Origin of the sequence: Saliniradius amylolyticus, from assembly GCF_003143555.1 — a bacterium.
GTDB classification, from domain to species: domain Bacteria; phylum Pseudomonadota; class Gammaproteobacteria; order Enterobacterales; family Alteromonadaceae; genus Saliniradius; species Saliniradius amylolyticus.
The window spans coordinates 2,317,480-2,343,098 of record NZ_CP029347.1 but is presented as its reverse complement, the minus strand read 5'-3'; the positions used below and the strand labels follow the sequence as shown (position 1 = coordinate 2,343,098).

Below are 25,619 nucleotides of genomic sequence, written 5' to 3'. Positions count from 1 at the left end.
ATCATGAGACTGGATAAAATGACCAGTAAGTTTCAAATGGCGATCTCCGATGCCCAATCCTTGGCGTTGGGACGGGATCATCAATACATTGAACCCGCTCACCTGATGCTGGCATTAATGAATCAGGAAGGCGGCTCCATCAAGCCACTGATGGATACCGCGGGAGTGAATACTAACTCGCTGCGTTCCTCTTTATCTCAGATTATCGAGCAGCTACCGCGCGTGGAGGGCGTGGGTGGTGATGTGCAACTGAGTAAGGAGTTGGCGGTACTGCTGAACCTGTGTGACAAAATTGCCCAGCAGCGTAAAGACGATTACATCACCTCGGAAATCTATGTGCTGGCAGCCCTGGAAGACAAGGGCAAGTTGGGTCAAACCCTGAAGAGCCTGGGGGCGGATAAAGCCAAGATCGAGCAAGCTATTGAAAAGCTCCGTGGCGGTCAGAAAGTGACCGACCCTAACGCCGAAGACGTACGTCAGGCTCTCGAAAAATACACTACCGATCTCACCGAGCGGGCCGAGCAGGGTAAGCTGGATCCGGTTATCGGCCGGGATGAAGAGATCCGCCGCACGGTGCAGGTACTGCAGCGCCGTACCAAGAATAACCCGGTGCTTATCGGTGAACCTGGTGTAGGTAAGACCGCTATCGTGGAGGGGCTGGCCCAGCGAATCGTGAACGGAGAGGTGCCAGAAGGCCTGAAAAGTAAGCGCGTACTGTCGCTGGATATGGGGGCTCTGGTGGCCGGAGCCAAGTACCGGGGCGAATTCGAGGAGCGCTTAAAAGCGGTACTTAATGAGCTGGCCAAGGAAGAAGGCAATGTCATTTTGTTTATCGACGAGCTGCATATCATGGTGGGCGCGGGTAAGACCGATGGCGCCATGGACGCCAGCAATATGTTAAAGCCAGCCCTGGCGCGTGGTGAGTTACACTGTGTGGGTGCCACAACGCTGGATGAGTACCGCCAGTATATTGAAAAAGATGCCGCCCTGGAGCGTCGCTTCCAGAAGGTGCTGGTGGATGAGCCGAGTGTGGAAGATACCATCGCGATTTTGCGGGGATTGAAAGAGCGCTACGAGTTGCACCACTCGGTAAATATTACCGACCCGGCGATTGTGGCGGCAGCATCACTATCCCATCGGTATATCAGCGATCGGCAGCTGCCCGATAAGGCCATTGACCTTATTGACGAAGCCGCGTCCAGCATCCGCATGCAGATCGACTCCAAACCAGAAGAGATGGATCGTCTCGAGCGTCGGGTGATCCAGTTGAAACTGGAAGAACAGGCCTTGGCTAAGGAAACGGATGAAGCCAGCCATAAACGCCTTGAAGCCATTGAACTGGAGCGCGAGCAGTTGGAGAGTAAATACAAGGAACTCGAGACGGTCTGGTTATCTGAGAAACAGGCCATGCAAGGTGCCCAGCATATCAAAGCAGAGCTGGAACAGGCGAAGCTGGATCTGGAGATTGCTCGTCGGGCGGGGGATCTGAACCGGATGTCCGAACTGCAATACGGCCGTATTCCTGAGCTGGAACAGCAACTGGAAAAAGCCGAAGCCTCAGAAGGGCAAGACACCAAGCTGGTGAAAAACAAGGTTTCCGATGTGGAGATCGCCGACGTGCTGTCCCGGTGGACGGGTATTCCGGTGAGTAAGATGCTGGAAGGCGAGCGTGAAAAACTGCTGCGCATGGAAGACTCTCTGCACAATCGGGTCATTGGGCAGGACGAAGCGGTCAATGCGGTGGCGAATGCCATTCGTCGTTCCCGTTCGGGCCTGGCCGACCCCAATCGGCCCATAGGTTCATTCCTGTTCCTGGGGCCAACGGGGGTGGGTAAGACCGAGCTGTGTAAGTCGCTGGCCGAATACCTGTTCGACACGCAGGAGGCCATGGTGCGAATCGATATGTCCGAGTTCATGGAAAAACACTCAGTGGCTCGGTTAGTAGGCGCGCCTCCCGGTTATGTGGGCTATGAAGAAGGGGGCTATCTCACCGAAGCCGTGCGCCGTAAACCCTATTCGGTGATATTGCTGGATGAGGTAGAGAAGGCCCACCCGGATGTGTTTAATATTCTGCTGCAGGTACTGGATGATGGTCGCCTGACCGATGGCCAGGGCCGTACCGTGGACTTTAAAAATGCCGTTGTCATTATGACTTCGAATCTGGGCTCGGACATTATCCAAGACCTACACAACGACAGTCAGTATCAGGAGATGAAAGATCGGGTGATGACCGTGGTGGCGCAGAACTTCCGCCCGGAGTTTATTAACCGTATCGACGACACAGTGGTGTTCCATCCGTTGGCTCATGAGCAGATCAAGGCCATTGCCGAGATCCAGCTGGCGTCCCTCAGAAAACGTCTCGCCGAGCAGGATTACGATCTTGAGTTAACCCAAGCTGCTCTGGATAAGTTGGCCGATGCTGGGTTTGATCCCGTGTTTGGCGCTCGTCCTTTGAAGCGGGCCATCCAGCAGCAGATTGAGAACCCTCTGGCACAGAAGTTGTTAGCAGGCGAATTGCTCCCCGGCAGCAAGCTGCATATTGACGCTGACGAGCAGGGCTTTGTGTTTCACTAAATCTGCCACTCGGTAAGAACCAGAAAGCCGCCTGCGGGCGGCTTTTTTATTTTCGGTGAATGCCCCCAGACTATAAGGAGTCGGCATAAATGTGTTATCTTAGCCCTCGTTTTAAGGAGGGATGAATGCCAGACAGTAAACATAAGGGGATATATCTCCTGCCTAACCTGCTGACCACTGCAGGACTTTTTTCCGGATTCTACGCCGTGGTATCTGCCATGAACGGGCACTTCGAAGCGGCAGCCATAGCGATTTTTGTGGCGATGATATTTGATGGTCTGGATGGCCGTGTGGCCAGAATGACCAATACCCAGAGTGACTTCGGTGCCGAGTATGACTCAATGGCTGATATGATCTCCTTTGGCATCGCCCCGGCACTGGTGGCCTACTCATGGGGATTAACGGATATGGGTAAGCTGGGCTGGTTAGCTTCCTTTGTCTATGTCGCCGGTGCCGCTCTGCGTCTGGCTCGTTTTAATACTCAACTGTCCGTTGCCGACAAGCGCTTCTTCCAGGGGCTAGCCAGTCCAGCGTCGGCGGCTTTGGTAGCAGGCCTGGTTTGGGTCGGTGTCGAGTATGACATCAAGGGTACCGACTATGGGCCGATCGTTGCGTTTATAACCGCGGCGGCGGGCTTACTGATGGTCAGCAACTTCAAATATAACTCTTTTAAAGAAGTGAACTGGCATGGCAAAGTGCCTTTTGTGGCCTTGTTAGTGGTCATGCTGGTGTTTGTGATCGTCGCGACCCAGCCATCTCTCGTCCTCTTTATTGTATTTGCGCTTTACGCCATCGCCGGGCCTATCAATACCTTCCGCAGTGTGGATAAAGTCGAGCTTAAGCACGTGGTGGGGGATGCGGATGACGATGACGAAGACTTCCGCGCTGACGCTGAGCAAGAGCACAAAGACAAAGCAGACTGAACCCGTAGTGGTTTGGATACAATCAAAGGGCAGCGATAAGCTGCCCTTTTTCGTATCAAGACGGAAAATCAGTACTTAACTGGCGTTAAGGCCATGTTAGCATTTGTGATTGCTTCGTAACTTATTGAAAATTAAATACTAGTTATCCAGTTGTCGTAATTCTGAGCGAATGGATATGTTTTTTCAAAAAGCCCTTGCGAGGGCAATAACTTTGCGTATAATGCGCCTCTCTTTCGCGGCAACAGTACGTGAGCCGGGAAAGAGAAAGTTTTAATGTCAGGTTTTATAAATTAATTTGAAATTAATTGTTGACATTAAAAAGGGAAAGCGTAGAATGCGCATCCCGCTTCAGGGCAAGCCAAGCTTGGATTTGAAGCGAAATGTTCTTTAACAATTTGCAACGAGACAATCTGTGTGGGCACTCGTTAAAAGAGTGTCAGCCAAAGATATTCATGATTATTTAATTGAAGAGTTTGATCATGGCTCAGATTGAACGCTGGCGGCAGGCCTAACACATGCAAGTCGAGCGGTAACAGAGAGAAGCTTGCTTCTCTGCTGACGAGCGGCGGACGGGTGAGTAATGCTTGGGGATCTGCCCGGTAGAGGGGGACAACCACTGGAAACGGTGGCTAATACCGCATAACGTCTACGGACCAAAGAGGGCTTAGGCTCTCGCTACCGGATGAACCCAAGTGAGATTAGCTAGATGGTGAGGTAAGAGCTCACCATGGCGACGATCTCTAGCTGTTTTGAGAGGAAGGACAGCCACACTGGGACTGAGACACGGCCCAGACTCCTACGGGAGGCAGCAGTGGGGAATATTGGACAATGGGGGCAACCCTGATCCAGCCATGCCGCGTGTGTGAAGAAGGCCTTCGGGTTGTAAAGCACTTTCAGTGATGAGGAAGGATGTGTAGTTAATACCTGCACATATTGACGTTAGTCACAGAAGAAGCACCGGCTAACTCCGTGCCAGCAGCCGCGGTAATACGGAGGGTGCGAGCGTTAATCGGAATTACTGGGCGTAAAGCGCACGCAGGCGGTTTGTTAAGCTAGATGTGAAAGCCCCGGGCTCAACCTGGGAGGGTCATTTAGAACTGGCAGACTAGAGTCTTGGAGAGGGGAGTGGAATTCCAGGTGTAGCGGTGAAATGCGTAGAGATCTGGAGGAACATCAGTGGCGAAGGCGACTCCCTGGCCAAAGACTGACGCTCAGGTGCGAAAGCGTGGGTAGCGAACAGGATTAGATACCCTGGTAGTCCACGCCGTAAACGCTGTCTACTAGCTGTTTGCGACTATAGGTTGTGAGTAGCGAAGCTAACGCGCTAAGTAGACCGCCTGGGGAGTACGGCCGCAAGGTTAAAACTCAAATGAATTGACGGGGGCCCGCACAAGCGGTGGAGCATGTGGTTTAATTCGATGCAACGCGAAGAACCTTACCTACACTTGACATGCAGAGAACTTTCCAGAGATGGATTGGTGCCTTCGGGAACTCTGACACAGGTGCTGCATGGCTGTCGTCAGCTCGTGTCGTGAGATGTTGGGTTAAGTCCCGCAACGAGCGCAACCCTTGTCCTTAGTTGCCAGCATTAAGTTGGGCACTCTAAGGAGACTGCCGGTGACAAACCGGAGGAAGGTGGGGACGACGTCAAGTCATCATGGCCCTTACGTGTAGGGCTACACACGTGCTACAATGGTTGGTACAGAGGGAAGCGAGAGCGCGAGCTGGAGCGGATCCCTTAAAGCCAATCGTAGTCCGGATTGGAGTCTGCAACTCGACTCCATGAAGTCGGAATCGCTAGTAATCGCAGGTCAGAATACTGCGGTGAATACGTTCCCGGGCCTTGTACACACCGCCCGTCACACCATGGGAGTGGGATGCAAAAGAAGTGGTTAGCCTAACTTCGGAGGGCGATCACCACTTTGTGTTCCATGACTGGGGTGAAGTCGTAACAAGGTAACCGTAGGGGAACCTGCGGTTGGATCACCTCCTTACGAAATGCTGACATCTTTTGATGCAGTGCCTACACAGATTGTTTTGTTGCAAAGAGAAAGAGTATAGCGAGGGGCTATAGCTCAGCTGGGAGAGCGCCTGCCTTGCACGCAGGAGGTCAGCAGTTCGATCCTGCTTAGCTCCACCATAGGCTTGTAGCTCAGCTGGTTAGAGCGCACCCCTGATAAGGGTGAGGTCGGCAGTTCAAGTCTGCCCAAGCCTACCACATATTCGCTATTCTGCGTTGTCGCACAGCTCACGTACTGATTGTACGCTACGCTGCACGACGCCTTGACTAGCAAATATGTCCGCGAATCGCTATACAGAAATACTTATGAATACTGACTGACAGTCATTATTGATAAGTGTTTCGACACTTAATGTTCTTTAACAATTTGGCAAGCTGATATTTAAATCAATCAAGCGAAGTAATCTAGACGTCGTCTGGTATTGCTTTATCTGATGATTAGCGCGTTACTGACTGTACGATTCTGACGTTATTTGGGGTTGTATGGTTAAGTGACAAAGCGTATACGGTGGATGCCTAGGCAGTTAGAGGCGATGAAGGACGTGTAAGTCTGCGAAAAGCTGTGGTGAGCTGACAAAATGCATTATTAGCCACAGATGTCCGAATGGGGAAACCCACCTCTTTAGAGGTATCTCATGTTGAATCTATAGGCATGAGAGGCGAACCGGGAGAACTGAAACATCTAAGTACCCCGAGGAAAAGAAATCAACCGAGATTCCCTTAGTAGCGGCGAGCGAACGGGGATTAGCCCTTAAGTTATCAGTGCGTTAGTGGAAGGCTCTGGAAAGTGCCGCGATACAGGGTGACAGCCCCGTACACTAAAACAATCTGATAGTGAAATCGAGTAGGTCGGGACACGTGTTATCTTGACTGAATATGGGGGGACCATCCTCCAAGGCTAAATACTCCTAACTGACCGATAGTGAACCAGTACCGTGAGGGAAAGGCGAAAAGAACCCCAGTGAGGGGAGTGAAATAGAACCTGAAACCGTATACGTACAATCAGTGGGAGCCTACTTGTTAGGTGACTGCGTACCTTTTGTATAATGGGTCAGCGACTTATATTTGGTAGCAAGGTTAACCGTTTAGGGGAGCCGTAGCGAAAGCGAGTGTTAACTGCGCGTCTAGTTGCCAGGTATAGACCCGAAACCCGGTGATCTAGCCATGAGCAGGTTGAAGGTTGAGTAACATCAACTGGAGGACCGAACCCACATCTGTTGAAAAAGATGGGGATGACTTGTGGCTGGGGGTGAAAGGCCAATCAAACCGGGAGATAGCTGGTTCTCCCCGAAAGCTATTTAGGTAGCGCCTCGGATGAATACCTACGGGGGTAGAGCACTGTTTGGGCTAGGGGGTCATCCCGACTTACCAACCCCATGCAAACTCCGAATACCGTAGAGTACTATCCGGGAGACACACGGCGGGTGCTAACGTCCGTCGTGGAGAGGGAAACAACCCAGACCGCCAGCTAAGGTCCCCAAGTACTAGTTAAGTGGGAAACGATGTGGGAAGGCACAGACAGCTAGGAGGTTGGCTTAGAAGCAGCCACCCTTTAAAGAAAGCGTAATAGCTCACTAGTCGAGTCGGCCTGCGCGGAAGATGTAACGGGGCTAAAACTAGTCACCGAAGCTGCGGCAGCATGTTTACATGCTGGGTAGGGGAGCGTTGTGTAAGTGGCTGAAGGTGCATCGAGAGGTGTGCTGGACATATCACAAGTGCGAATGCTGACATGAGTAACGATAATGGGGGTGAAAAACCCCCACGCCGGAAGACCAAGGTTTCCTGTCCCATGCTAATCAGGGCAGGGTAAGTCGGCCCCTAAGGCGAGGCAGAAATGCGTAGTCGATGGGAAACGGGTTAATATTCCCGTACTTGTATTATCAGCGAAGGGGGGACGGAGAAGGCTATGTGAGCATGGCGTTGGTTGTCCATGTGAAAGTGCGTAGGCTGGAATCTTAGGCAAATCCGGGATTCTAAGGCCGAGACACGAGACGAGACTCCAAGGAGTTGAAGTCACAGATGCCCCGCTTCCAGGAAAAGCCTCTAAGCATATGATAATACGAACCGTACCCCAAACCGACACAGGTGGTCAGGTAGAGAATACTAAGGCGCTTGAGAGAACTCGGGTGAAGGAACTCGGCAAAATAGTACCGTAACTTCGGGAGAAGGTACGCCGCTGTTTGTGATGGGACTTGCTCCCTAAGCAGATGGCGGTCGCAGTGACCAGGTGGCTGGGACTGTTTATTAAAAACACAGTACTGTGCTAACGCGTAAGCGGACGTATACGGTATGACACCTGCCCGGTGCCGGAAGGTTAATTGATGGGGTTAGCGTATGCGAAGCTCTTGATCGAAGCCCCGGTAAACGGCGGCCGTAACTATAACGGTCCTAAGGTAGCGAAATTCCTTGTCGGGTAAGTTCCGACCTGCACGAATGGTGTAACCATGGCCACGCTGTCTCCACCCGAGACTCAGTGAAATTGAAATCGCCGTGAAGATGCGGTGTACCCGCGGCTAGACGGAAAGACCCCGTGAACCTTTACTACAGCTTGGCACTGAACATTGAACCTACATGTGTAGGATAGGTGGGAGGCTTTGAAGCATTGTCGCCAGATGATGTGGAGCCAACCTTGAAATACCACCCTTGTATGTTTGATGTTCTAACGTTGGTCCCTTATCGGGATTGCGGACAGTGTCTGGTGGGTAGTTTGACTGGGGCGGTCTCCTCCCAAAGAGTAACGGAGGAGCACGAAGGTTGGCTAATCCTGGTCGGACATCAGGAGGTTAGTGTAATGGCATAAGCCAGCTTAACTGCGAGACAGACACGTCGAGCAGGTACGAAAGTAGGTCATAGTGATCCGGTGGTTCTGTATGGAAGGGCCATCGCTCAACGGATAAAAGGTACTCCGGGGATAACAGGCTGATACCGCCCAAGAGTTCATATCGACGGCGGTGTTTGGCACCTCGATGTCGGCTCATCACATCCTGGGGCTGAAGTCGGTCCCAAGGGTATGGCTGTTCGCCATTTAAAGTGGTACGCGAGCTGGGTTTAGAACGTCGTGAGACAGTTCGGTCCCTATCTGCCGTGGGCGCTGGATGATTGAGAGGGGCTGCTCCTAGTACGAGAGGACCGGAGTGGACGAACCGCTGGTGTTCGGGTTGTCATGCCAATGGCACTGCCCGGTAGCTACGTTCGGAATCGATAACCGCTGAAAGCATCTAAGCGGGAAGCGAGCCTCGAGATGAGTCATCCCTAGAGCTTAAGCTCTCTAAAGGGTCGTTCAAGACCAGGACGTTGATAGGCGGGATGTGTAAGCGTTGTAAGGCGTTGAGCTAACCCGTACTAATTGCCCGTGAGGCTTAACCATACAACGCCCAAGTGACGTTAAAACAGTAAGTAACGCGCATCAGAGCAATACCAAGACAGACAGATTACCGATTTAAAGACAGCTTGCTCAAATTGTTCACAGTTTATGCCTGGCGGCAATAGCAATACGGAACCACCTGATTCCATTCCGAACTCAGAAGTGAAACGTATTAGCGGCGATGGTAGTGTGGGGTCTCCCCATGTGAGAGTAGCACACCGCCAGGCTTCTAATTCAAATAGAAAAGCCCTTCTCGAAAGAGAGGGGCTTTTTTATTTGCATCAATAGTATTCGGGTGTGCACTCGAACATGGAATGTGACAAATTCGTCGGGAACGAATTTGAACGTCGGAGCTACGCGACGACGGCCCGAAGGGCGTAGCGCAGGATTGCGCGGAGTAAAGTAGCACACCGCCAGGCTTCTAATTAAAGCAAAACCCCGAGTCGAAAGGCTCGGGGTTTTGTGCTTTAAGCAGCACTGACGTGCTGCCTTATGGAAGACCCAACCCATCGCACTGGCAAGGGTATCGTATTCCAACGGCCAGCAGTCATCTGTCATTCGTCCATGAAGCAGCCTCGCATCACGACAACTGCTCCTGCGTTGTTCTAATGACCTACATCCATGTAGGCCTCCATGCTCGTCGCTCCACAAGCTGCGTTATGCCACCGGCATAACGGTCTTGCTCCGCCCCCATGTGAGAGGTGAATACCTCTGCAGTAGAACACTCGTCATGCTGACGAAGGCCACATCTCTATCGGGTGAGTCAAAGGCTAGAGGGGGGCTGGCCTGGATAAAGTAACCAATGACATCCCTGTAGCTGGGTTCCAGCCGAATCATCCATGATTCGTCGTTCATCGCTCTCGGGGTTTTGAAGTTGGGCTGAATTCTTCTCGGCTTCACTGAAGAATCATCTGCATTATTACCAGTGATCGTATTGCGTGGTTCGTTTGTAGAGAATAGTGCTGTTAAATTTATTACGCTATTCCTGCAATATTGTTGTGTGCTCTTTCAACACCTATGCTTGAGCTTCGACATCGTTATTTAAGAGGGAAAACATGATCAAGATACTTGCGTTCTCAGGCAGTGCCCGAAAAGAGTCGTTTAATCATAAGCTGGTAAAAATTGCGGCGGCTGCCGCAGAGCGAGCCGGAGCCGACGTTCAGGTTATTAATTTAGGGTCTTATCCGATGCCGCTGATGAACCAGGATCTGGAGCAGGAGAGCGGTGTGCCGGAGGCGGCCAAAGAGCTTAAGGCACTGATTACCGAGGCCGATGGGCTGTTGATCGCGTCACCAGAGTACAACAGCGCCTTCTCGCCGTTGTTAAAGAACTGCATCGACTGGGTGTCGCGCCCGACCTATGACAATGAGCCTATGCTGTCGGCCTATCGCGGCAAGTATGCCGGGATTATGTCGGCTTCCCCTGGCGGGTTAGGGGGTATGCGTGGCTTAGTGTTCTTACGTATGTTGCTGCAAAATATTGGGGTGACTGTTTTACCTCAACAACACGCGGTAAGTGGCGCTGGCTCAGCGTTTACTGACAATGGACAGTTATCCGATAGTCAGCAACAGCAGACCATCGAAGATATCGGTAAAGCCCTGGTCACAACACTGCAAAAACTAAAAGCAGACTAACGCTGGTTTTTTGTCTCGATTCTCATTAGTCTACGCGCCTCATTAAGGAGGCGCTTGTGATTGGTGAATTAACCGCGTTATTCACCGCCTGTTGTTGGGCGGTAGCTGCACGTCTGTTCAGACAATTAGGAGCCAGTTTTTCCCCGCTTGCACTGAACCTGTGGAAAGGCTTGGTAGCCATTGTGGTGTTGGTTCCCATCTGTCTATGGGTGTATCCGAACAGCCCACTACAAACCTCCCATATTATCTGGCTGCTAATCAGTGGTGTGATCGGTATTGGCCTTGGTGATACTTTTTTCTTCCAGGCGCTGAATCGTATTGGTGACAGCCAAACCATCTTGTTTGCCGAGAGTCTGGCGCCCATATTTACCGCGTTACTGGCCATGGCCTGGATTGCTGAGTGGCTTACGTGGCAACAGTGGTGTGGCATTGCGGTGGTAATTCTGGCCGTGGATATGGTGATTAAGCTGAATAAGCGTGACACCAGTCAGGTGTTTGAATTGTCAGGCTTTGTGTATGCGGCCTTGGCTGCACTTTGTCAGGCGCTTGGTGCGGTGGTTAGCCGCGATGTGCTGACCAGCACTGGTGTGGACGCGGCTAACGCCAGCTTGATGCGTCTGTTGGGCGGCTTGGCGATCATCATCCTGTTATTGATTGTTAAGCGCCAGCGTTGGCTGCCGAAATCCGATAATCCGAAACGAACCTGGCTGATGTTTGCGGCGGCGACTTTAGTGGGAACATTTGCTGCGCTTTACTTGCAGATGGTGGCTTTTACCTATGCCAAGGCCGCCGTGGTACAAACGCTATTTGCCACCAGTGTCATATTGTCGCTATTGGTCGCGAAGATTATGGGAGACCGAGTGAACCGACAGTCTCTGGTTTGGTCTTTGGTGGCCCTGGCGGGCGTGGGGCTATTGGTGACGGGAGAACATTGGTGATAGTTGGGGATAACGTCGGTTATTGCTTGTGCTGCCGGGGTTGATCGGGTAGAATCCGCGCTCTTAAATCAGCCCAATTTCTGTTTCGTTCCTTGTCTCTGCAGTTTGGCTGTGCTGAAAGAGGCTACAACCGTAAGGAGCAACCATGCGTCATTACGAAATCGTGTTTATGGTTCACCCTGACCAGAGTGAACAAGTACCGGGTATGATCGAGCGTTATACCGGTATTCTGACTCAGAACGGCGGTCAAATCCATCGTCTGGAAGACTGGGGCCGCCGCCAACTGGCTTACCCCATCGAGAAGCTGCACAAAGCGCACTATGTGCTGGTCAACGCCGAAACTTCTGCTGAAGCCATCGAAGAGCTGGAAAACGCTTTCCGCTTCAACGATCTGGTTCTGCGTAACATGATCATGCGCACTAAGCATGCGGACACTGAGCCATCACCAATGGCGAAAGAAGACCGTAAGCGTGAAGAAAAGCCAGCTGAACAAGCTGCCAGCTAACCGATAGGAGAGATATTATGGCTCGTTTTTTCAGACGTCGTAAGTTCTGCCGTTTTACCGCAGAAGGCATTGAGCAGATCGATTATAAAGATGTGAATCTGCTGAAAAACTACATCACTGAAAGTGGCAAAATCGTACCTAGCCGTATTACAGGTACCAGCGCCAAATATCAGCGTCAGTTGTCAACAGCTATCAAGCGTGCGCGCTTCCTGGCTCTGTTGCCGTACACTGACGGTCATAAATAATTGGTTGGCGAATAAGAGGTAGCAAAGATGGAAATCATTCTACTAGATAAGATCGCCAACTTAGGCGGTTTGGGTGATCAGGTTAGTGTTAAATCTGGTTTTGCTCGTAACTTCCTGTTCCCTCAGGGCAAGGCTGTGCCTGCGACTAAGGGTAACATTGAGAAATTTGAACAGCGTCGTGCCGAGTACGAAGCGAAGATCGCTGAAGAGCTTGCAGCCGCGGAAGCGCGTGCCGAGAAGATTACTGAGTTGGGCTCTGTGACTATCGAAGCCCCAGCTGGCGACGAAGGCAAGCTGTTCGGTTCTGTGGGTACTCGTGACATTGCTGATGCACTGACCGCCGCAGGCGTTGAAGTGGCTAAAGCCGAAGTGAAGATGCCCCACGGCACGTTGCGTGAAGTGGGTGAGTTCGACATCGACTTGCAGTTGCACTCCGATGTGGCGACCACGGTTAAAGTCAATATCGTTGCTGAAGCCTAATTCGGTAGCCGATGTAAAAAACCGCCTTCGGGCGGTTTTTTTGTGTCTGGTGCTTTTACCTCGCTGAACCCTAAGGCTCTGGAGGGAAGGGGTTTAAGGCGACCCGCTGCACCTTGTTTTGCAATACGCAGGGCAAGGCATGCTCCTTTAACGTGGCGGCCAGGGTAGCAATATCATCCCGATTCAGCCACTCACCAATGGGTAAGGAAAACCCATCCTGAAATAAAACCAGTTTGTCGCTGCTGAGAGAATGGCGTGGTTTAAAGATTAATACACTGGTTTGGGGGCGAGAGAGAATGTAGCGTCGCTGGCGTTTACCCAGTCGATAGGTAAAATCCAGAGAATAGTTGGTGATGGTGAGTTGTTGTCGGCCATAAGTGAAATGGCAGGTGCGATAGCCCAGGTAAAGCAGCAAGAGTATCTCCAGGCCGGCAAAAGGCAGTATTATCCAAAATCCCAGCGCTGCCCAGGCAATAGCAATCGTCAGGCTGACCATAGCAATAGCAACCAGTAAGTATTGGGTCTGTCGCCAACTAGCAGAGCGGTTAGGCTGCATATCAATGGTGGTGATAGCACCACGGCGATACACTCGTATCATCGCTATTTATTTGTTATGACCAGAGATAAGTTTCATTGTAGCTACTCGTTACCATAACGCTTAATTTTTAGGAGTTCTATGACATCCTCTAAAGGAGAAACGTGCTTAGCCCGGTTGCTAGAACAGATGCAGCCAGTGTTGCAGGAGCCGGTGTATGTATTTGTGACCTTACCGGAGCCTGCGAACGTCGCCGCCGGAATCGAACCATTAATGCTGTTCAGGGAGGCGGAAGGGGTGACGCTGATCATACCTAAAGAACAAGCTGAGCAGCAAGGCTGGGACTATGAGTTCGTCAGTAGGATGATTACGCTCAATATTCATTCGTCGTTAGAGGCCGTCGGCTTTTTAGCGGCCGTTACCAATAGGCTGGCGGAAGCGGGAATGGGAGTGAATCCTGTGTCTGCATTTTACCATGACCATCTCTTTGTACCAGAAGACAGAGCGCTTGAGGCAATGAAAATACTGCAAAACGTTGGGAACATCAGGTTATAATTAGGGGACTATGAAGCCTCCGGGGCGAACGAGTCTTAGATCAAGGAATGGCTTACTACTGACCGATAGAAGCTGGATTTATATTTTTCATGATGATTTCAGGTCGATAAACTGTCGTTAAGTAGTAAGAGAAGTGTTTATGAAATTCATCCCCTTATCTTTGATTGCCTGCTCGCTCTGTTTAGGTTGGCTCTTTGGTGAAAAAGCGCAGGCCAGCGTTACAGTGTCAGCGCCCATCCTCCCCGGGGTGTTGGACAGAGCTCACGGTGAGCCCGGCCCCTATAATATTTTACTCAATCGAATTATTTCCACTTCTGAGCAGCGAGTGGAGGTGCTCTTTTCGCCTTCCAGCCGAGCCAGCAAGTATTTTCTTGAAGGGCAGGCTCAATGCTTACTGCCTGCCAGTCATCAGCATCTGCCCGATGCCGACGCCAGCGTCGTTAGTGAGCCTTTCAATAAAGCGAATATCTATATTTTTAGTGCAGAGGGTGCGCAGGGCTACAAGACGCTATCGGAGCTTGCAGGATTGCGTGTTTCTATGCGCAGAGGATACCTGCTGAATAAGGCGGGAGTGGCAATACCTGATTCTGTCTACTTTGTGAGGGTCAATAGCATTGAGCAAAGCATCGGGCTGATGGACCACCGACGCATCGATGCTTTTATTGCCTATACGCCAGATGCATTTGCGGTTTTCAAGCAGTCAGGAAGGACCGAATTTGTCTACCATCCCGGCACTCCTTTGACGCAACAGTCTGAACACGTCGTTTGCCATGACACCCCTGCCAATCGTAAGTTTATTGAAGACGTGAATCAGGTCATACAGCAAGTGCTTGCCGAGAAACAGTTCGCAAAGGCTCTGGCCGAGTTGGAGCAAGGTGCGGCTGTGAGCCGGTCCGAATAATACAGACCCCTCACAGCGCTCCGGTTTTTACAGGCTGACGCGCCGATACTGGCGGTACTCTGGTTTCCAGAAGTTTTTATCTATCTTCTCTCTTAGCATTTGGTCGGTCATTTCCAGGCATAACTCCTGCTGCTGAGCAACCTTGCCCACGTTGAAGGCGATTTGCTTGGAGAGCTCTGACAGGTCGGTCAATGGTGGCAATAGGGCGCCTTTGCCGGTATTCGCCAGCGGAGAGGCTTTAGCAAGAGTTTCACTGGCGGCCATTAGCATTTCGTCGGTGATTAGGCGCGCCTTGGTCGCAATCACGCCCAGGCCGACGCCGGGGAAGATATAGCTGTTATTACACTGTGCAATGTCATACTCTTTGCCACTGTACTCCACCGACTTAAAGGGGCTGCCTGTGGCAACGACGGCCTTACCGTCTGTCCACTCAATCACTTGTTGAGGGTGAGCTTCTACCTGACGAGAAGGGTTACTCAGAGGGAAAATGATGGGAGTGTCGGTATGCTGCACCATGGCGCGGATTACCTGCTCGGTAAACAGACCGGCCTGACCGGATACGCCGATTAGGATATTCGGCTTGGCGCAGTTGATCACATCCAGCAGTGAGGCATAGTCACCGCTGTACTGCCAGTCTTCAAGGTTCGCCTTACCCTGGCAAAGCGCCTGCTGGAAGTCACGTAGCCCTTCCATTCCGTCGGTGAGCAGACCAAAGCGGTCCACCATGTAGATCTGGCTGCGCGCCTGTTGCTCGGAAATACCCTCGGCGGTCATTTGTTGGATTACCTGCTCGGCAATACCACAACCTGCGGAACCTGCACCCACAAAGGCCACTCGCTGCTCTGACAGTTTCACGCCCTGAGTCCGGCACGCTGCCAGTAACGTGCCGACGGTTACAGCTGCAGTGCCCTGGATATCATCGTTAAAACAGCACACCTCGTCGCGATAGCGATTTAACAGTGGCATGGCATTGGGCTGGGCGAAATCCTCGAACTGGATCATGGCATCGGGCCAGCGGCGCTGTACCGCCTGCATGAAGGTATCCACAAAGTCGTAGTATTCATCGCCCTCGATGCGTTTGTGACGCGCACCCATGTACATAGGGTCGTTCAGTAGCTTTTCGTTGTTGGTGCCTACGTCCAGCATTACCGGCAGCGTATAGGCCGGGCTGATGCCACCGCAAGCAGTGTACAGGGACAGCTTACCGATGGGGATGCCCATGCCGCCGATGCCCTGATCGCCCAGGCCCAGAATGCGCTCGCCGTCGGTGACGACGATCACCTTCACCTTTTGCTTGGTGGCATTGTGCAGAATGTCGTCGATGTGCTCCCGTTCGCTGTAAGACACAAACAAGCCTCGGGAACTGCGATAGATGTCAGAAAATTGCTCACAGGCATCACCCACCGTTGGCGTGTAGATAATGGGCATCATCTCTTCCAGATGCTCTTGTACCAGCCGGTAGAACAGCGTCTCGTTGTTATCCTGAATGGCCCGAAGATAGATGTGCTTATTAATCGGCTCATCAAAACTGGAATACTGCATATAGGCCCGACTGACCTGCTCTTCGATGCTCTCATAGCGAGGTGGTAGCAGGCCTGTCAGGTTAAAGGAGTTACGCTCTTCGGCGGAAAACGCACTGCCTTTGTTTAGTAGCGGCGTTTCCAGTAGCGAAGGACCCGCATAGGGGATATACAAAGGACGTTTATTGCTCTTTTGGGGCATGTGTTGGTTCCATCGCAGGGTTGTTCTCTGTGTTGATCCCGGATCATCCTTGAAAGCGCGTTAAATTTCCACCGTGACAGGATTTTTTGTCAGTGAAAAAACAAATTTTGCTACCGATTTAAACCTGGCTTGGCTAGGCTGCGACTTAACCTACACATCACAACCAAAATGGATATCGAACATTGCAGCAGGGGGCAGAGGTTATTCAGGCTCAAAACAGCTTTGTCGACAAAACCGAGCAGGCTCTGATTAAGGCCTGTATCGATGGGGATATGTCGGCTTACCAGCAACTGTACGAGCGTCATGTTGGGAAGGTTCACGCCTTATGTTGGCGGCTGACCGGCGATAAAGGTATGGCGGAAGACGCCACTCAGGAAGTGTTTATTCAGATATGGCGCAAGCTGGGCAATTTTCAGGGGCAGAGCCGTTTTAGCACCTGGCTGCATTCGGTGACGTCCAATGTGTGCATCTCCTATATGCGCAAGCAGAAGGGCTGGCTGGGGCGGATTTTCAACATTGAGGATACCGATGCGGCTAATGAACCGGCACCGGCACAGACTCATGAGATTGATCTGGATGCCCTGGTGAGTCGCCTACCGGAGCGGGCGCGGGTGGTATTTGTACTGCATGCCATCGAAGGATACCGGCATGAAGAAGTGGCAAAAATGACCGGAATGGCCGTGGGGTCCAGTAAGGCCCAGTTCCACCGGGCGAAACAAATGTTAAAGGAGTGGGTGAACGATGAGTAACTCCGATTTTGAGCAAAAATTACAGCGTCAGATTGACGAACTGCCTAGAGAGAAACACCCGGAACGGGACCTCTGGACGGGCATCGAGCGCGGTATCCAGCATAAGGCCGAGCAACGGATTGTCTCGCCACTGTGGCGGAATGCAGCAGCTGTGGCCTTTGTGGGCGTACTGGGTTTTGGCGCTATGGAGTTTTCGGGTCTGCGTGTCACCACCGACAGTCCAATGCAGCAGCTCACCCAGCAGCATCAGTCACAAAAGCGGTTTCTGCTGGCCAGTCTGGATAACCAACCAGCCCTGACGGACAACTGGCAGCAGCAACTGGCGGAACTGGAAGCAGCGGCAGAGGCTATCAAGCAGGCGCTGGAAGAAGATCCCAATAATGTGGCGCTGCTGAAGATGCTTCAGCAAGTTTACCAACAGCAAATTGATTTAATTGAAAAAGTCCACGCGCCGAAATGGCGTCAGGTGTAAGAGAGGTCATGATGAGAACATTAATTGGTTTAACCGCCCTAGCGGTATTGTGTAGCCCTTTGGCCCTAGCCGGAGAAAAAGTTGATAAAAGCCTGTCTGTGGCCAACCCCGGCGGTGTCAGAGTGATCGTGGAACACATGAATGGTGAAGCGGACATTCGCGGCTGGGACAAGGCTGAGGTGAAAGTCACCGGTGAGCTGAGTGACAGGGCCGAGGAGTTTATCTTCGAACAGCGCGGTAACGAGGTGCTGATCAAGGTGGAGATGCCAAGAAAAAGCTATTCGGATTGGGACAAAGACGAGGGCGACGATCTGGAAATCTGGCTGCCTCGTCAGGGACAGCTGGATTATGAATCCATTAACGCCGATGTACTGATTGAAAAAGTCAGTGGGGATGTGGATGTCACCACGGTGAACGGTGATATTCGGCTGTTGCACCTGCCCGGGCGCCTGCGGGTGGACTCAGTGAATGGCGAGGTAGAAGCTCGCGGCCTGAGTGGCGATATTCGCATCGAGACGGTGAATGGGGATATCGAAGAGTCAGGCAACACCGCTGAGGAAATTCGTTATACCGTAGTCAATGGTGATATGGAGCTGGAAACCACCGCTCGCCGGGTTCATGTTTCATCGGTCAATGGTGACATGGAGCTGAACCTGCAACAGGTAGACAGCCTGACTATCGACACCGTGGGAGGGGATGTGGATGCGACCCTGGCGCTGAGTGAACGCGCTCGGGTGGAAGGCTCCACCGTCAGCGGCGACATTCGCCTGACACTGCCGAAAGACACCCAGGCCAGCTTCTCTCTGGAAGGGCATGCCGGCGGGGACCTGCGCAATAACCTCAGTGCTGACAAGGTGAAACGGGATAAATACGGTCCCGGCCGCCGGCTGGAATTTACCACCGGCTCGGGCGCCGCTCGGGTGGAAATGTCCACCATCAGCGGGCGACTGGGACTGGAAAAGCAGTAACGTAAAGGGGCGGCCAAAGGGCCGCCTTTTTGGTTTAATCTTGGCGGTGAATAACGCATAATATCGCTCTTGTTTTTCCAGCAGTGGTGGGTGTGTGAAAGTCGTTTCCAACCAAGATCGCGACAGCAAAATCGAAAAGCTGAAAGTGCCCCCGCACTCCATGGAGGCCGAACAGTCGGTGCTTGGCAGCATGCTGATTGCCCCGGACTGCTGGGATAAGGTGGCCGAGATCCTGATCGAGCAGGATTTTTATAATCGCGCCCACCAGACCATTTATCGCGCCATCAGTCGGCTGTTGTCGGCCAACCAACCCATCGACCTGATTACCGTTTCCGACGAACTGGAGCGCATCGAAGAGCTGGAAGTGGCCGGTGGTTTCGCTTACTTAGGTGAGCTTGCCAAGAATACTCCCAGCGCCGCCAATGTGGTGGCCTACGCCGAGATCATCAAAGAGCGCGCCGTGATGCGTGAGTTGATTGGTGTGGCCCATGAGATCGCCGATACCGGCTATAACCCCGAGGGACGCAACTCCAGCGAAGTGCTGGATATGGCCGAAAGCCGGGTGTTTGAAATTGCCGAGAAGCGCACCGGCAACAACGAAGGTCCGCAGGGCATGGACTCGGTGCTGACCAAGACGGTGGAACGTCTGGATGCACTGGTCAAAGACGGCCGGGAAGTCACCGGGGTGTCCAGCGGCTTTAAGGACCTGGATAAGATGACCAGTGGTCTGCAGCCTTCTGACCTGGTGATTGTCGCCGCTCGTCCTTCCATGGGGAAAACCACCTTCGCCATGAACCTGGCCGAAAACGCCATGATGCTGGAAGACAAGCCGGTACTGGTGTTCAGCCTGGAGATGCCCGCCGAACAGATTATGATGCGGATGCTGGCATCCCTTAGTCGGGTGGATCAGACCCGTATTCGTACCGCGCAACTGGAAGATGAAGACTGGGCGCGCATCTCCAACACCATGGCGATGCTCAAGGATAAGAATAACCTGTTTATCGACGACTCCTCCGGCCTGACGCCGATGGAAGTGCGTACCCGTGCCCGTAAGCTGGCGAGGGAGCATAACGGCCTGTCGATGATCATGGTGGATTACCTGCAGCTGATGCAGGTGCCGGGGCTAAGCGAGAACCGGACGTTGGAGATCGCCGAGATCTCCCGCTCTCTTAAGGCGCTGGCCAAAGAGCTGAATATTCCGGTGGTGGCGCTGTCGCAGCTTAACCGGAGTCTGGAACAACGCTCCGACAAACGCCCCGTCAACTCGGATCTGCGGGAATCCGGCTCCATCGAGCAGGACGCGGATTTGATCATGTTTATCTACCGCGACGAGGTTTACCACGAAAACAGCGAAGAAAAGGGCGTGGCTGAAATCATAATCGGTAAGCAGCGGAACGGTCCCATCGGCACCGCCCGGCTGACTTTCCAGGGCCACTTCTCCCGCTTCGACAACTACGCTGGCCCAGCCGTCGCCGACGAATACTAGGCGGCAGGCCTGCCGCCAACAACTGTCACCCCGGGCTTGACCCGGAGTCCATTGTGAATATTGGCTTCCCTGCCGGATCTGCAGTCATAGTCTCGCTTAGGCCTCCCTGCCAGATATGACGCCTCATCCATGAGGCGCCAGCCCCTTTTAGAAAGACCTAAAAGGGGCGAAAAGGTCTTTGGTCGCTGCTGACTTTCCGGGAACCTTGCCGAACCAAGGCTCTGACAGCATCGAACCGGCTCAAGGTAGCGTCCTGCAAGGCTATCGCCTCGCGAAATCGTCCAGGATTTCGCGTTCGATTGAGCCTTGCTTCGCCAAGGGAAAGTCAAAGCGACAGGAAGTAAAACCAACCCTCTCAGTCACCCCGCATCTTGATGCGGGGTCCACTGTTAATAGTGGCCTCCCTGCTGGATATGGCACGCCATCCATGGCGCACCAGCCCCTTTTAGAAAGACCTAAAAGGGGCGAAAAGGTCTTTAGTCGCTGCTGACTTTCCGGGAACCTTGCCGAACCAAGGCTCTGACAGCATCGAAGCGGCTCAAGGTAGCGTCCTGCAAGGCTATCACCTCGCGAAATCGTCCAGGATTTCGCGTTCGATTGAGCCTTGTTTCGCCAAGGGAAAGTCAAAGCGACAGGAAGTAAAACCAACCCTCTCAGTCACCCTGAGCTAGTCTCAGGGTCTCCAGCATGAAGCACAAACGCCTGAATCCCGCACCCATGGCCCGTTAAAACACCCTGTGGCGGGCAGGCGCCGGAAAAAGTGGGGCGATTTTCAGGGACGAAAATCGAGCGAAGACGAACAGGGAGTGAGTGTGAGCGACCGACTTTTTGCAAGGCTGACCGGCACGTTTAGGGTGTCCACGGGCCACTAGGTCTTTTTCGCCGGTTTTGTGAGCCGACAAAACCGGCTGGCTCGCCACGGATGGCGAGTTATATCCAGCAGGGAAAGCCCTACTCACGTATTTACAGTTAGTGTAAAGGGACAATTGGCTGAAAAGTTGATAACTTGATGAAAGTTATGCGGGGGAGTTAATGTTTTGGAAAAGCTTTTTACTACTTGGACCAGACTATAATGATTCTTGCGGGCTTAGATTTAGCGTGGACTGACCATAAGCCAACAGGTATAGCTTATGGAAAGTTAGAAGGTGATACTCTTACTGTGACTGATATGGCGCATGATATTATGCGGCCGTCTAAAATTTGCTCTGGTTTAATCAATAATGGTGTGGTCGGAGTCGCCATTGATGCGCCACTTATCGTTAATAATCTAAGTGGAATGCGGGAGTGTGAGAAGTTAATAGGTATTGAGTTCGGTTCTCGTAAAGCATCCTGCATGCCAAGCAATTTAAACAAATATCCAGAACATCCGGCTGTTGAGCTTGCAAGTCGGTTAGAAGCTAAAGGTTTCTGTCATTCTAATCTCGGGAATAAATGGCAAGTGGAATGTTATCCTCACCCCGCAATTATCAATATCTTTGGGTTACCTGAGCGACTTAAGTATAAAAGGAAGAGGGGAATGATGGTTGCTGATCAGCAGTATGGACAGCACCGACTGGGAGTTCTTTTAAGAAGCTTGATATCATCTAAGGTTCTTAAGTTGGAAATACCCAATGATGTTCAAATTAATCATTTAAAGTTTGACCAAGAGCACTACTTGTCCGGTTACAATCTGAAAGCTAATGAGGACAAGCTTGATGCAATAATTTGTTTATATGTAGCTGCTTTACATGCATTAAAGAAGACTGATTTTTATGGTTCGATAGATGATGGATATATTGTTGTTCCAATGGAGAAGCAATACTCATTCTCTGAGCCTCGGATTGATGATTGGGTAATGGCGGCTTGGGCTGTGGAAACCGCTTATAATTACTACATGGCGGCAGAAGCAACATGGCAAGTTAGCAGTATAGTCAGCATGACAAATGCGGCTTTATCAATTGAAATTTTGCTTAAGAGCTACAGGTTAAAGCCAACTCACAATATTGGGGCGATAAACGAGCGATATTCGTGGCAGGGGAATAAAAGTGATGGACATGATTTATCCAAACTTTTTGATGAGTTGCCAGTTTCGGTTCAACGCAAACTGTGTACATCATTTGACCGAGAAATGCTCTATAAGTATCGGAATTTTTTTAGAGACTCAAAGTATGGTTATGAGAGAAACGCAACTAATAGGTGTAGCCAAACATTACAAAAAATTGCTGGTGAGATGATTCGTAAGACGGTGGAGATTTATCGGGACCACGGCAGCAAGGATCCTTTTATTCAAAGCTACCCCAATTGACGTAAAGTCTTAAGGTAACAAAAAAGCCGGTTCAAAAACCGGCTTTTTGCTATTCAAAGCTTTGTAAGCGCTAGCGCTTACAAACGCTCCAGTACCGCTTGGGTAAAGTCGGTCGTCCCGTGCTCACCGCCCAGGTCGCGGGTAGTGCGATCACCGCTTTCGATCACATCGCGCAGGGCGGTCAGGATCTTCTCGGCCTTGTCGCTCATATTCAGGTATTCCAGCATCTGTACTGAGGCCAGAATTACCGAGGTGGGGTTGGCCAGGTTCTTACCAGCGATGTCCGGCGCTGAGCCGTGTACCGCTTCGAAGATGGCGCAGTTTTCACCAATGTTGGCACCCGGTGCCATACCCAGACCGCCTACCAGACCGGCACACAGATCGGAGATGATGTCGCCGAACAGGTTGGTGGTGACGATGACGTCGAACTGATGCGGGTTCATCACCAGCTGCATACAGGTGTTATCCACGATCATCTCGGTAGACTCGATTTCGGGGTAGCGCTCACCCACTTCGCGGGCCACCTTCAAAAACAGGCCAGAGGTGGATTTGAGGATGTTGGCCTTGTGTACCGCGGTGACTTTCTTGCGGCCTTCGCGTTTCGCCAGTTCGTAGGCAAAGGTGACGATGCGCTCGGCGCCTTCGCGGGTGATCTTACTCATGGCTTCGGCTTCGCTGCCATCCTCGGAGACTTTCTGTCCCAGGCCGGAATACATGCCTTCGGTGTTTTCACGGATGGTTACGATGTCGATGTCTTCGTAGCGGGCCTTGGTGCCTTTGAAGGATTTTACCGGACGCAGGTTGGCGTAAAGCTTAAACTGCTTACGCAGGCTGACGTTGATGGAGGTAAAGCCTTCGCCCACGGGGGTCGTCAGAGGGCCTTTGAGGGTTACGCCGTTTTTCTCGATCAGATCCAGCGTTTGCTTGGGCAGCAGTTCACCGTGCTGTTCCAGAGCCGTCAGGCCCGCATCGGCATAGTCGTATTCAAAATCGCAACCGACTTTGTCTAAGATTTGAATGGCAGAGTCGATAATGTCCGGGCCGATACCGTCGCCACGGAGCACCGTAATACGCTGAGTCATGAGTTATTCCTATGTCTGTCGTTAGGCTGGTTGAAGCCGTTGCCGACTCCAAGTTTCACGGGCGCGATTTATAGCATCAAAGCGGGGCTTTTTCCAGCAAAAGGCCGTTGTAAAGCGACCTGAAAGCTAACAGGGGCAATAACACCCGGCCTGGGCTAACGCCTGTTGTTGCAGTGTTGCCAGGCGCGATGGAGTGAGCTCGAGTTGGTTGCAGGCCTGGTCGATGTACTGCTGAGTGAGCGAGGCCGGGGCCCGGTCAAAGTAGGCACCGTGGCTTAGGGCCAGTGCCAGGCCTAACAGGGAGGCGTGCTGGCTGGTGGCGTTATTCGAGCGGGACTCGGGTAGCTCTGCATGTTGTTCGATGGCACCGACAAAGCTTTTCTCCAGCCCCCAGCTGCGGGCGAGCCTGATGCTATGCTGGACAAATTCATTGCCCGGCAGCGCAATCAGCTGATCCAGCCTGTGCCCTTGCTCACCGGATGGCGGCAATCGGGTCAGCCGTTTAAAGCGACTGCAGGTGAATAAGCCGCCACAGGCGAAGTAGCCGAGGCTGGTCGCCTCTTCGGGAAGCAGGCGGCCCGTTTGCTGCGCTAACAGACTCAGCATTTCGGCTACCAGGATCGTCAGTTGCAGCAGGTTATCCTGAAGTGGATAAAAATGCTGGTTTAAGCGGCTGATCAGCGCCTGTTGGAGCAACAGTTGACGGGTGCGCTCGAAACCTTCAAACAACAAGGCGTGTTTAACTTCCCTCACTTCAAGGCGCATTCGGGAGTTGCGACTGGCCCGGTATCTGAGCTGATGGGCTAAAAAGCCCTCGCTGGCAATATGCTCGGCCACAGTAGCGACATCGACCTGCGGGCGATCCAAAAGCTTCTGGATGGCCATCAGCTTGGCCGGAGGACGGCTGACCGGGTAACTGCTTTGCTGTGGCGGATGGCAAAGGGACTTTCCCTCACAGTCCTCTTGCCATTGCTGTTGCCAAAGGGCCTGATACGCCTGTGGCTCAATATTCGGAGCCTGCACCACAGACTGTAGCCGATGTTGCTCAAGCCAACGGCCCTTGTCTTCAGCGACGCTCTGGCCACCGGCTTTTAACGGGATCAGCAGGCGTTCGCTCAGAGTGAGAGAAAGTACCAGGTAAGGTTGGTCTTCGTTATCGTGGACCCATTGCCCGGGGGGCATGTTTGAGGGATAAGTCAGCCACTGCGCTAATAATGGATAGAAGGCAGTCGGTAGGCGCCGGGCCAGATTATTCAGTCCGTGCTCGAGGGGCTGCTTAGGGTTGAGTTGCGCCAGGGTAATTAGGCTGGCCAACATGAGTAATGCGCCTGGTGATGTAAGCTTGTTCAGAGCAGGCCAGAAGCCTTGCTTCTGACGGTGAGGTAACAATCGGCTCACCGCTTTCAGGCTGGTAAACCAGAGCGGCTGAGAAAGCTGTTGTAATAATGCAAACAGACCCTTGGGGCTGCCCTTGGGCGTCAGACAAAAGGCGGCACACACCAGCTGGTTGGCGGCCACCTTGTTCCAGCGTTGATGCTGACAAAGCAGAGCGCAGTTTAATGCACTGAGTAAGGAAAAGGCCTGAGCTGGGGGCCAGTGGTAGGCGGTCAGTCTGAGCGTGCCCTGAGTATAATCAGGATGGTCTTCGAGCTGTTCCAGTAGCAGCCCGGCCATATCCTGGAGCCGCTGCAAATCATGGGCGTTGGGCTGCTGTGGCAACTGACTCAGCAGAGACTGCCATTGCTTAAGCGTATGGGGAGATAATCCCTGGCTCACGGACTCAGAAACTGTTGGTAGCTGCCTTCACCCCAGGCCACCAGTTTGTCGTCAACGAACAGTAGGGGCGTGCATTCGTTCATGGTGGTGATGCCATCGGATTCCATGTGCTGGGTGCGATAGAACATTATTTGGTAGGTTTGTCCGGCCAGCTTCTTGGCTTCACTGATATCCGGCGAGCCCATCAGATCCAAAATAGCCTGACGAGTCTGGCCAAGAGTCAGCTTACCGATCTGTACTTTGTTGTATTGCTCTCTGTCTTCCCAGTCCATGTCTTCCGGGCTGTCCGGGTAATAGAGTACAACTGCGGCCATGGCCAGCCCGTAGATCAGCAGCCCGAGGACGATACGGGTAAAAATCTTAGTGTTCATGTCGATTAGCTTGTGTCGGTTAATAGCCTGTTTGG

Annotated in this window: 19 protein-coding genes, 2 tRNA genes and 3 rRNA genes; 19 read left to right on the top strand and 5 right to left on the bottom strand. The window is 52.3% G+C overall.

Translation table 11 applies throughout. The features are described 5' to 3' along the window. The first annotated feature begins 3 nt into the window (after positions 1–3). The 12 genes from clpB to rplI all read left to right on the top strand — a co-directional run bounded on the left by clpB (position 4) and on the right by rplI (position 12,683). Positions 4–2,574, top strand: a complete 2,571-nt coding sequence (gene clpB / locus HMF8227_RS10925) for an ATP-dependent chaperone ClpB (protein ID WP_109340202.1) — start codon at positions 4–6, stop codon at positions 2,572–2,574. A gap of 125 nt (positions 2,575–2,699) precedes the next feature. After that, on the top strand, positions 2,700–3,497 hold the full coding sequence (pssA, locus tag HMF8227_RS10920; protein ID WP_109340201.1) for a CDP-diacylglycerol--serine O-phosphatidyltransferase: 798 nt from the start codon (positions 2,700–2,702) through the stop codon (positions 3,495–3,497). Between the two features lie 461 nt (positions 3,498–3,958). Further along, positions 3,959–5,491 (top strand): 16S ribosomal RNA (locus HMF8227_RS10915). Between the two features lie 70 nt (positions 5,492–5,561). After that, positions 5,562–5,637, top strand: a tRNA-Ala gene (locus tag HMF8227_RS10910). A gap of 1 nt (position 5,638) precedes the next feature. Beyond that, a tRNA-Ile gene (locus HMF8227_RS10905) sits at positions 5,639–5,715 on the top strand. Positions 5,716–6,002: 287 nt separating this feature from the next. Next, positions 6,003–8,884 (top strand): 23S ribosomal RNA (locus tag HMF8227_RS10900). A gap of 108 nt (positions 8,885–8,992) precedes the next feature. Further along, positions 8,993–9,108 (top strand): 5S ribosomal RNA (gene rrf / locus HMF8227_RS10895). Together the 16S, 23S and 5S rRNA genes with 2 tRNA genes alongside form the textbook arrangement of a ribosomal RNA operon. Positions 9,109–9,936: 828 nt before the next feature. Next, positions 9,937–10,515 carry an NADPH-dependent FMN reductase gene (locus tag HMF8227_RS10890; RefSeq protein WP_109340200.1) on the top strand — a complete coding sequence of 193 codons (579 nt, stop codon included), beginning with the start codon at positions 9,937–9,939 and terminating at the stop codon, positions 10,513–10,515. Positions 10,516–10,571: 56 nt separating this feature from the next. Further along, positions 10,572–11,453, top strand: coding sequence for a DMT family transporter (locus HMF8227_RS10885; protein WP_338056569.1), 882 nt, complete (start codon positions 10,572–10,574; stop codon positions 11,451–11,453). A gap of 145 nt (positions 11,454–11,598) precedes the next feature. Beyond that, complete coding sequence (rpsF, locus tag HMF8227_RS10880) at positions 11,599–11,958, top strand: 30S ribosomal protein S6 (protein ID WP_109340199.1); 360 nt, start codon at positions 11,599–11,601, stop codon at positions 11,956–11,958. Between the two features lie 17 nt (positions 11,959–11,975). Next, the gene (rpsR, locus tag HMF8227_RS10875) at positions 11,976–12,203 is read left to right on the top strand and encodes a 30S ribosomal protein S18 (RefSeq protein WP_109340198.1); all 228 of its coding nucleotides are present in this window, start codon (positions 11,976–11,978) and stop codon (positions 12,201–12,203) included. A 27-nt stretch (positions 12,204–12,230) separates the two neighbouring features. After that, positions 12,231–12,683 (top strand): 50S ribosomal protein L9, encoded by a 453-nt coding sequence (gene rplI, locus HMF8227_RS10870; RefSeq protein WP_109340197.1) that lies wholly within the window; start codon positions 12,231–12,233, stop codon positions 12,681–12,683. A gap of 70 nt (positions 12,684–12,753) precedes the next feature. Here the strand turns inward: rplI and HMF8227_RS10865 are convergent, their stop codons facing one another. Further along, positions 12,754–13,281 carry a DUF2244 domain-containing protein gene (locus HMF8227_RS10865; RefSeq protein WP_109340196.1) on the bottom strand — a complete coding sequence of 176 codons (528 nt, stop codon included), beginning with the start codon at positions 13,279–13,281 and terminating at the stop codon, positions 12,754–12,756. Positions 13,282–13,359: 78 nt separating this feature from the next. Between HMF8227_RS10865 and HMF8227_RS10860 the strand changes: the two genes are divergently transcribed. Together HMF8227_RS10860 and HMF8227_RS10855 are read left to right on the top strand one after the other, a co-directional pair. After that, positions 13,360–13,773 (top strand): ACT domain-containing protein, encoded by a 414-nt coding sequence (locus tag HMF8227_RS10860; protein ID WP_109340195.1) that lies wholly within the window; start codon positions 13,360–13,362, stop codon positions 13,771–13,773. 139 nt (positions 13,774–13,912) lie between these two features. Then, complete coding sequence (locus tag HMF8227_RS10855) at positions 13,913–14,674, top strand: substrate-binding periplasmic protein (protein WP_109340194.1); 762 nt, start codon at positions 13,913–13,915, stop codon at positions 14,672–14,674. 27 nt (positions 14,675–14,701) lie between these two features. Here HMF8227_RS10855 and HMF8227_RS10850 read toward each other — a convergent pair whose 3' ends face one another. Continuing rightward, positions 14,702–16,396 (bottom strand): NAD-dependent malic enzyme, encoded by a 1,695-nt coding sequence (locus HMF8227_RS10850; RefSeq protein WP_109340193.1) that lies wholly within the window; start codon positions 16,394–16,396, stop codon positions 14,702–14,704. A gap of 182 nt (positions 16,397–16,578) precedes the next feature. Here HMF8227_RS10850 and HMF8227_RS10845 point away from each other — a divergent pair, with 182 nt between their 5' ends. The 5 genes from HMF8227_RS10845 (at position 16,579) to HMF8227_RS10825 (ending at position 22,355) form a co-directional block, all read left to right on the top strand. Further along, complete coding sequence (locus HMF8227_RS10845; protein WP_239421286.1) at positions 16,579–17,145, top strand: RNA polymerase sigma factor; 567 nt, start codon at positions 16,579–16,581, stop codon at positions 17,143–17,145. Further along, on the top strand, positions 17,138–17,617 hold the full coding sequence (locus tag HMF8227_RS10840) for a hypothetical protein (RefSeq protein ID WP_109340192.1): 480 nt from the start codon (positions 17,138–17,140) through the stop codon (positions 17,615–17,617). Before HMF8227_RS10845 ends, HMF8227_RS10840 begins: the two co-directional genes overlap by 8 nt. An 8-nt stretch (positions 17,618–17,625) precedes the next feature. Then, positions 17,626–18,585: a DUF4097 family beta strand repeat-containing protein gene (locus HMF8227_RS10835; protein WP_162558577.1), complete on the top strand. Its 960-nt coding sequence runs from the start codon at positions 17,626–17,628 to the stop codon at positions 18,583–18,585. Positions 18,586–18,679: 94 nt separating this feature from the next. Further along, positions 18,680–20,071 (top strand): replicative DNA helicase, encoded by a 1,392-nt coding sequence (gene dnaB / locus HMF8227_RS10830; protein ID WP_109340190.1) that lies wholly within the window; start codon positions 18,680–18,682, stop codon positions 20,069–20,071. A 1,072-nt stretch (positions 20,072–21,143) separates the two neighbouring features. Then, a complete protein-coding gene (locus tag HMF8227_RS10825) occupies positions 21,144–22,355 on the top strand; it encodes a DUF429 domain-containing protein (protein WP_109340189.1) in 1,212 nt (403 codons plus the stop codon). A gap of 77 nt (positions 22,356–22,432) precedes the next feature. Here HMF8227_RS10825 and HMF8227_RS10820 read toward each other — a convergent pair whose 3' ends face one another. From HMF8227_RS10820 to HMF8227_RS10810, 3 genes are all read right to left on the bottom strand, one after another. Beyond that, on the bottom strand, positions 22,433–23,437 hold the full coding sequence (locus HMF8227_RS10820) for an isocitrate dehydrogenase (protein WP_109340188.1): 1,005 nt from the start codon (positions 23,435–23,437) through the stop codon (positions 22,433–22,435). A 126-nt stretch (positions 23,438–23,563) separates the two neighbouring features. Then, positions 23,564–25,213 carry an HDOD domain-containing protein gene (locus tag HMF8227_RS10815; protein ID WP_109340187.1) on the bottom strand — a complete coding sequence of 550 codons (1,650 nt, stop codon included), beginning with the start codon at positions 25,211–25,213 and terminating at the stop codon, positions 23,564–23,566. Continuing rightward, the gene (locus HMF8227_RS10810) at positions 25,210–25,584 is read right to left on the bottom strand and encodes a DUF3192 domain-containing protein (RefSeq protein ID WP_109340186.1); all 375 of its coding nucleotides are present in this window, start codon (positions 25,582–25,584) and stop codon (positions 25,210–25,212) included. The genes HMF8227_RS10815 and HMF8227_RS10810 overlap by 4 nt, the downstream gene beginning before the upstream one ends. Positions 25,585–25,619 lie beyond the last annotated feature (35 nt).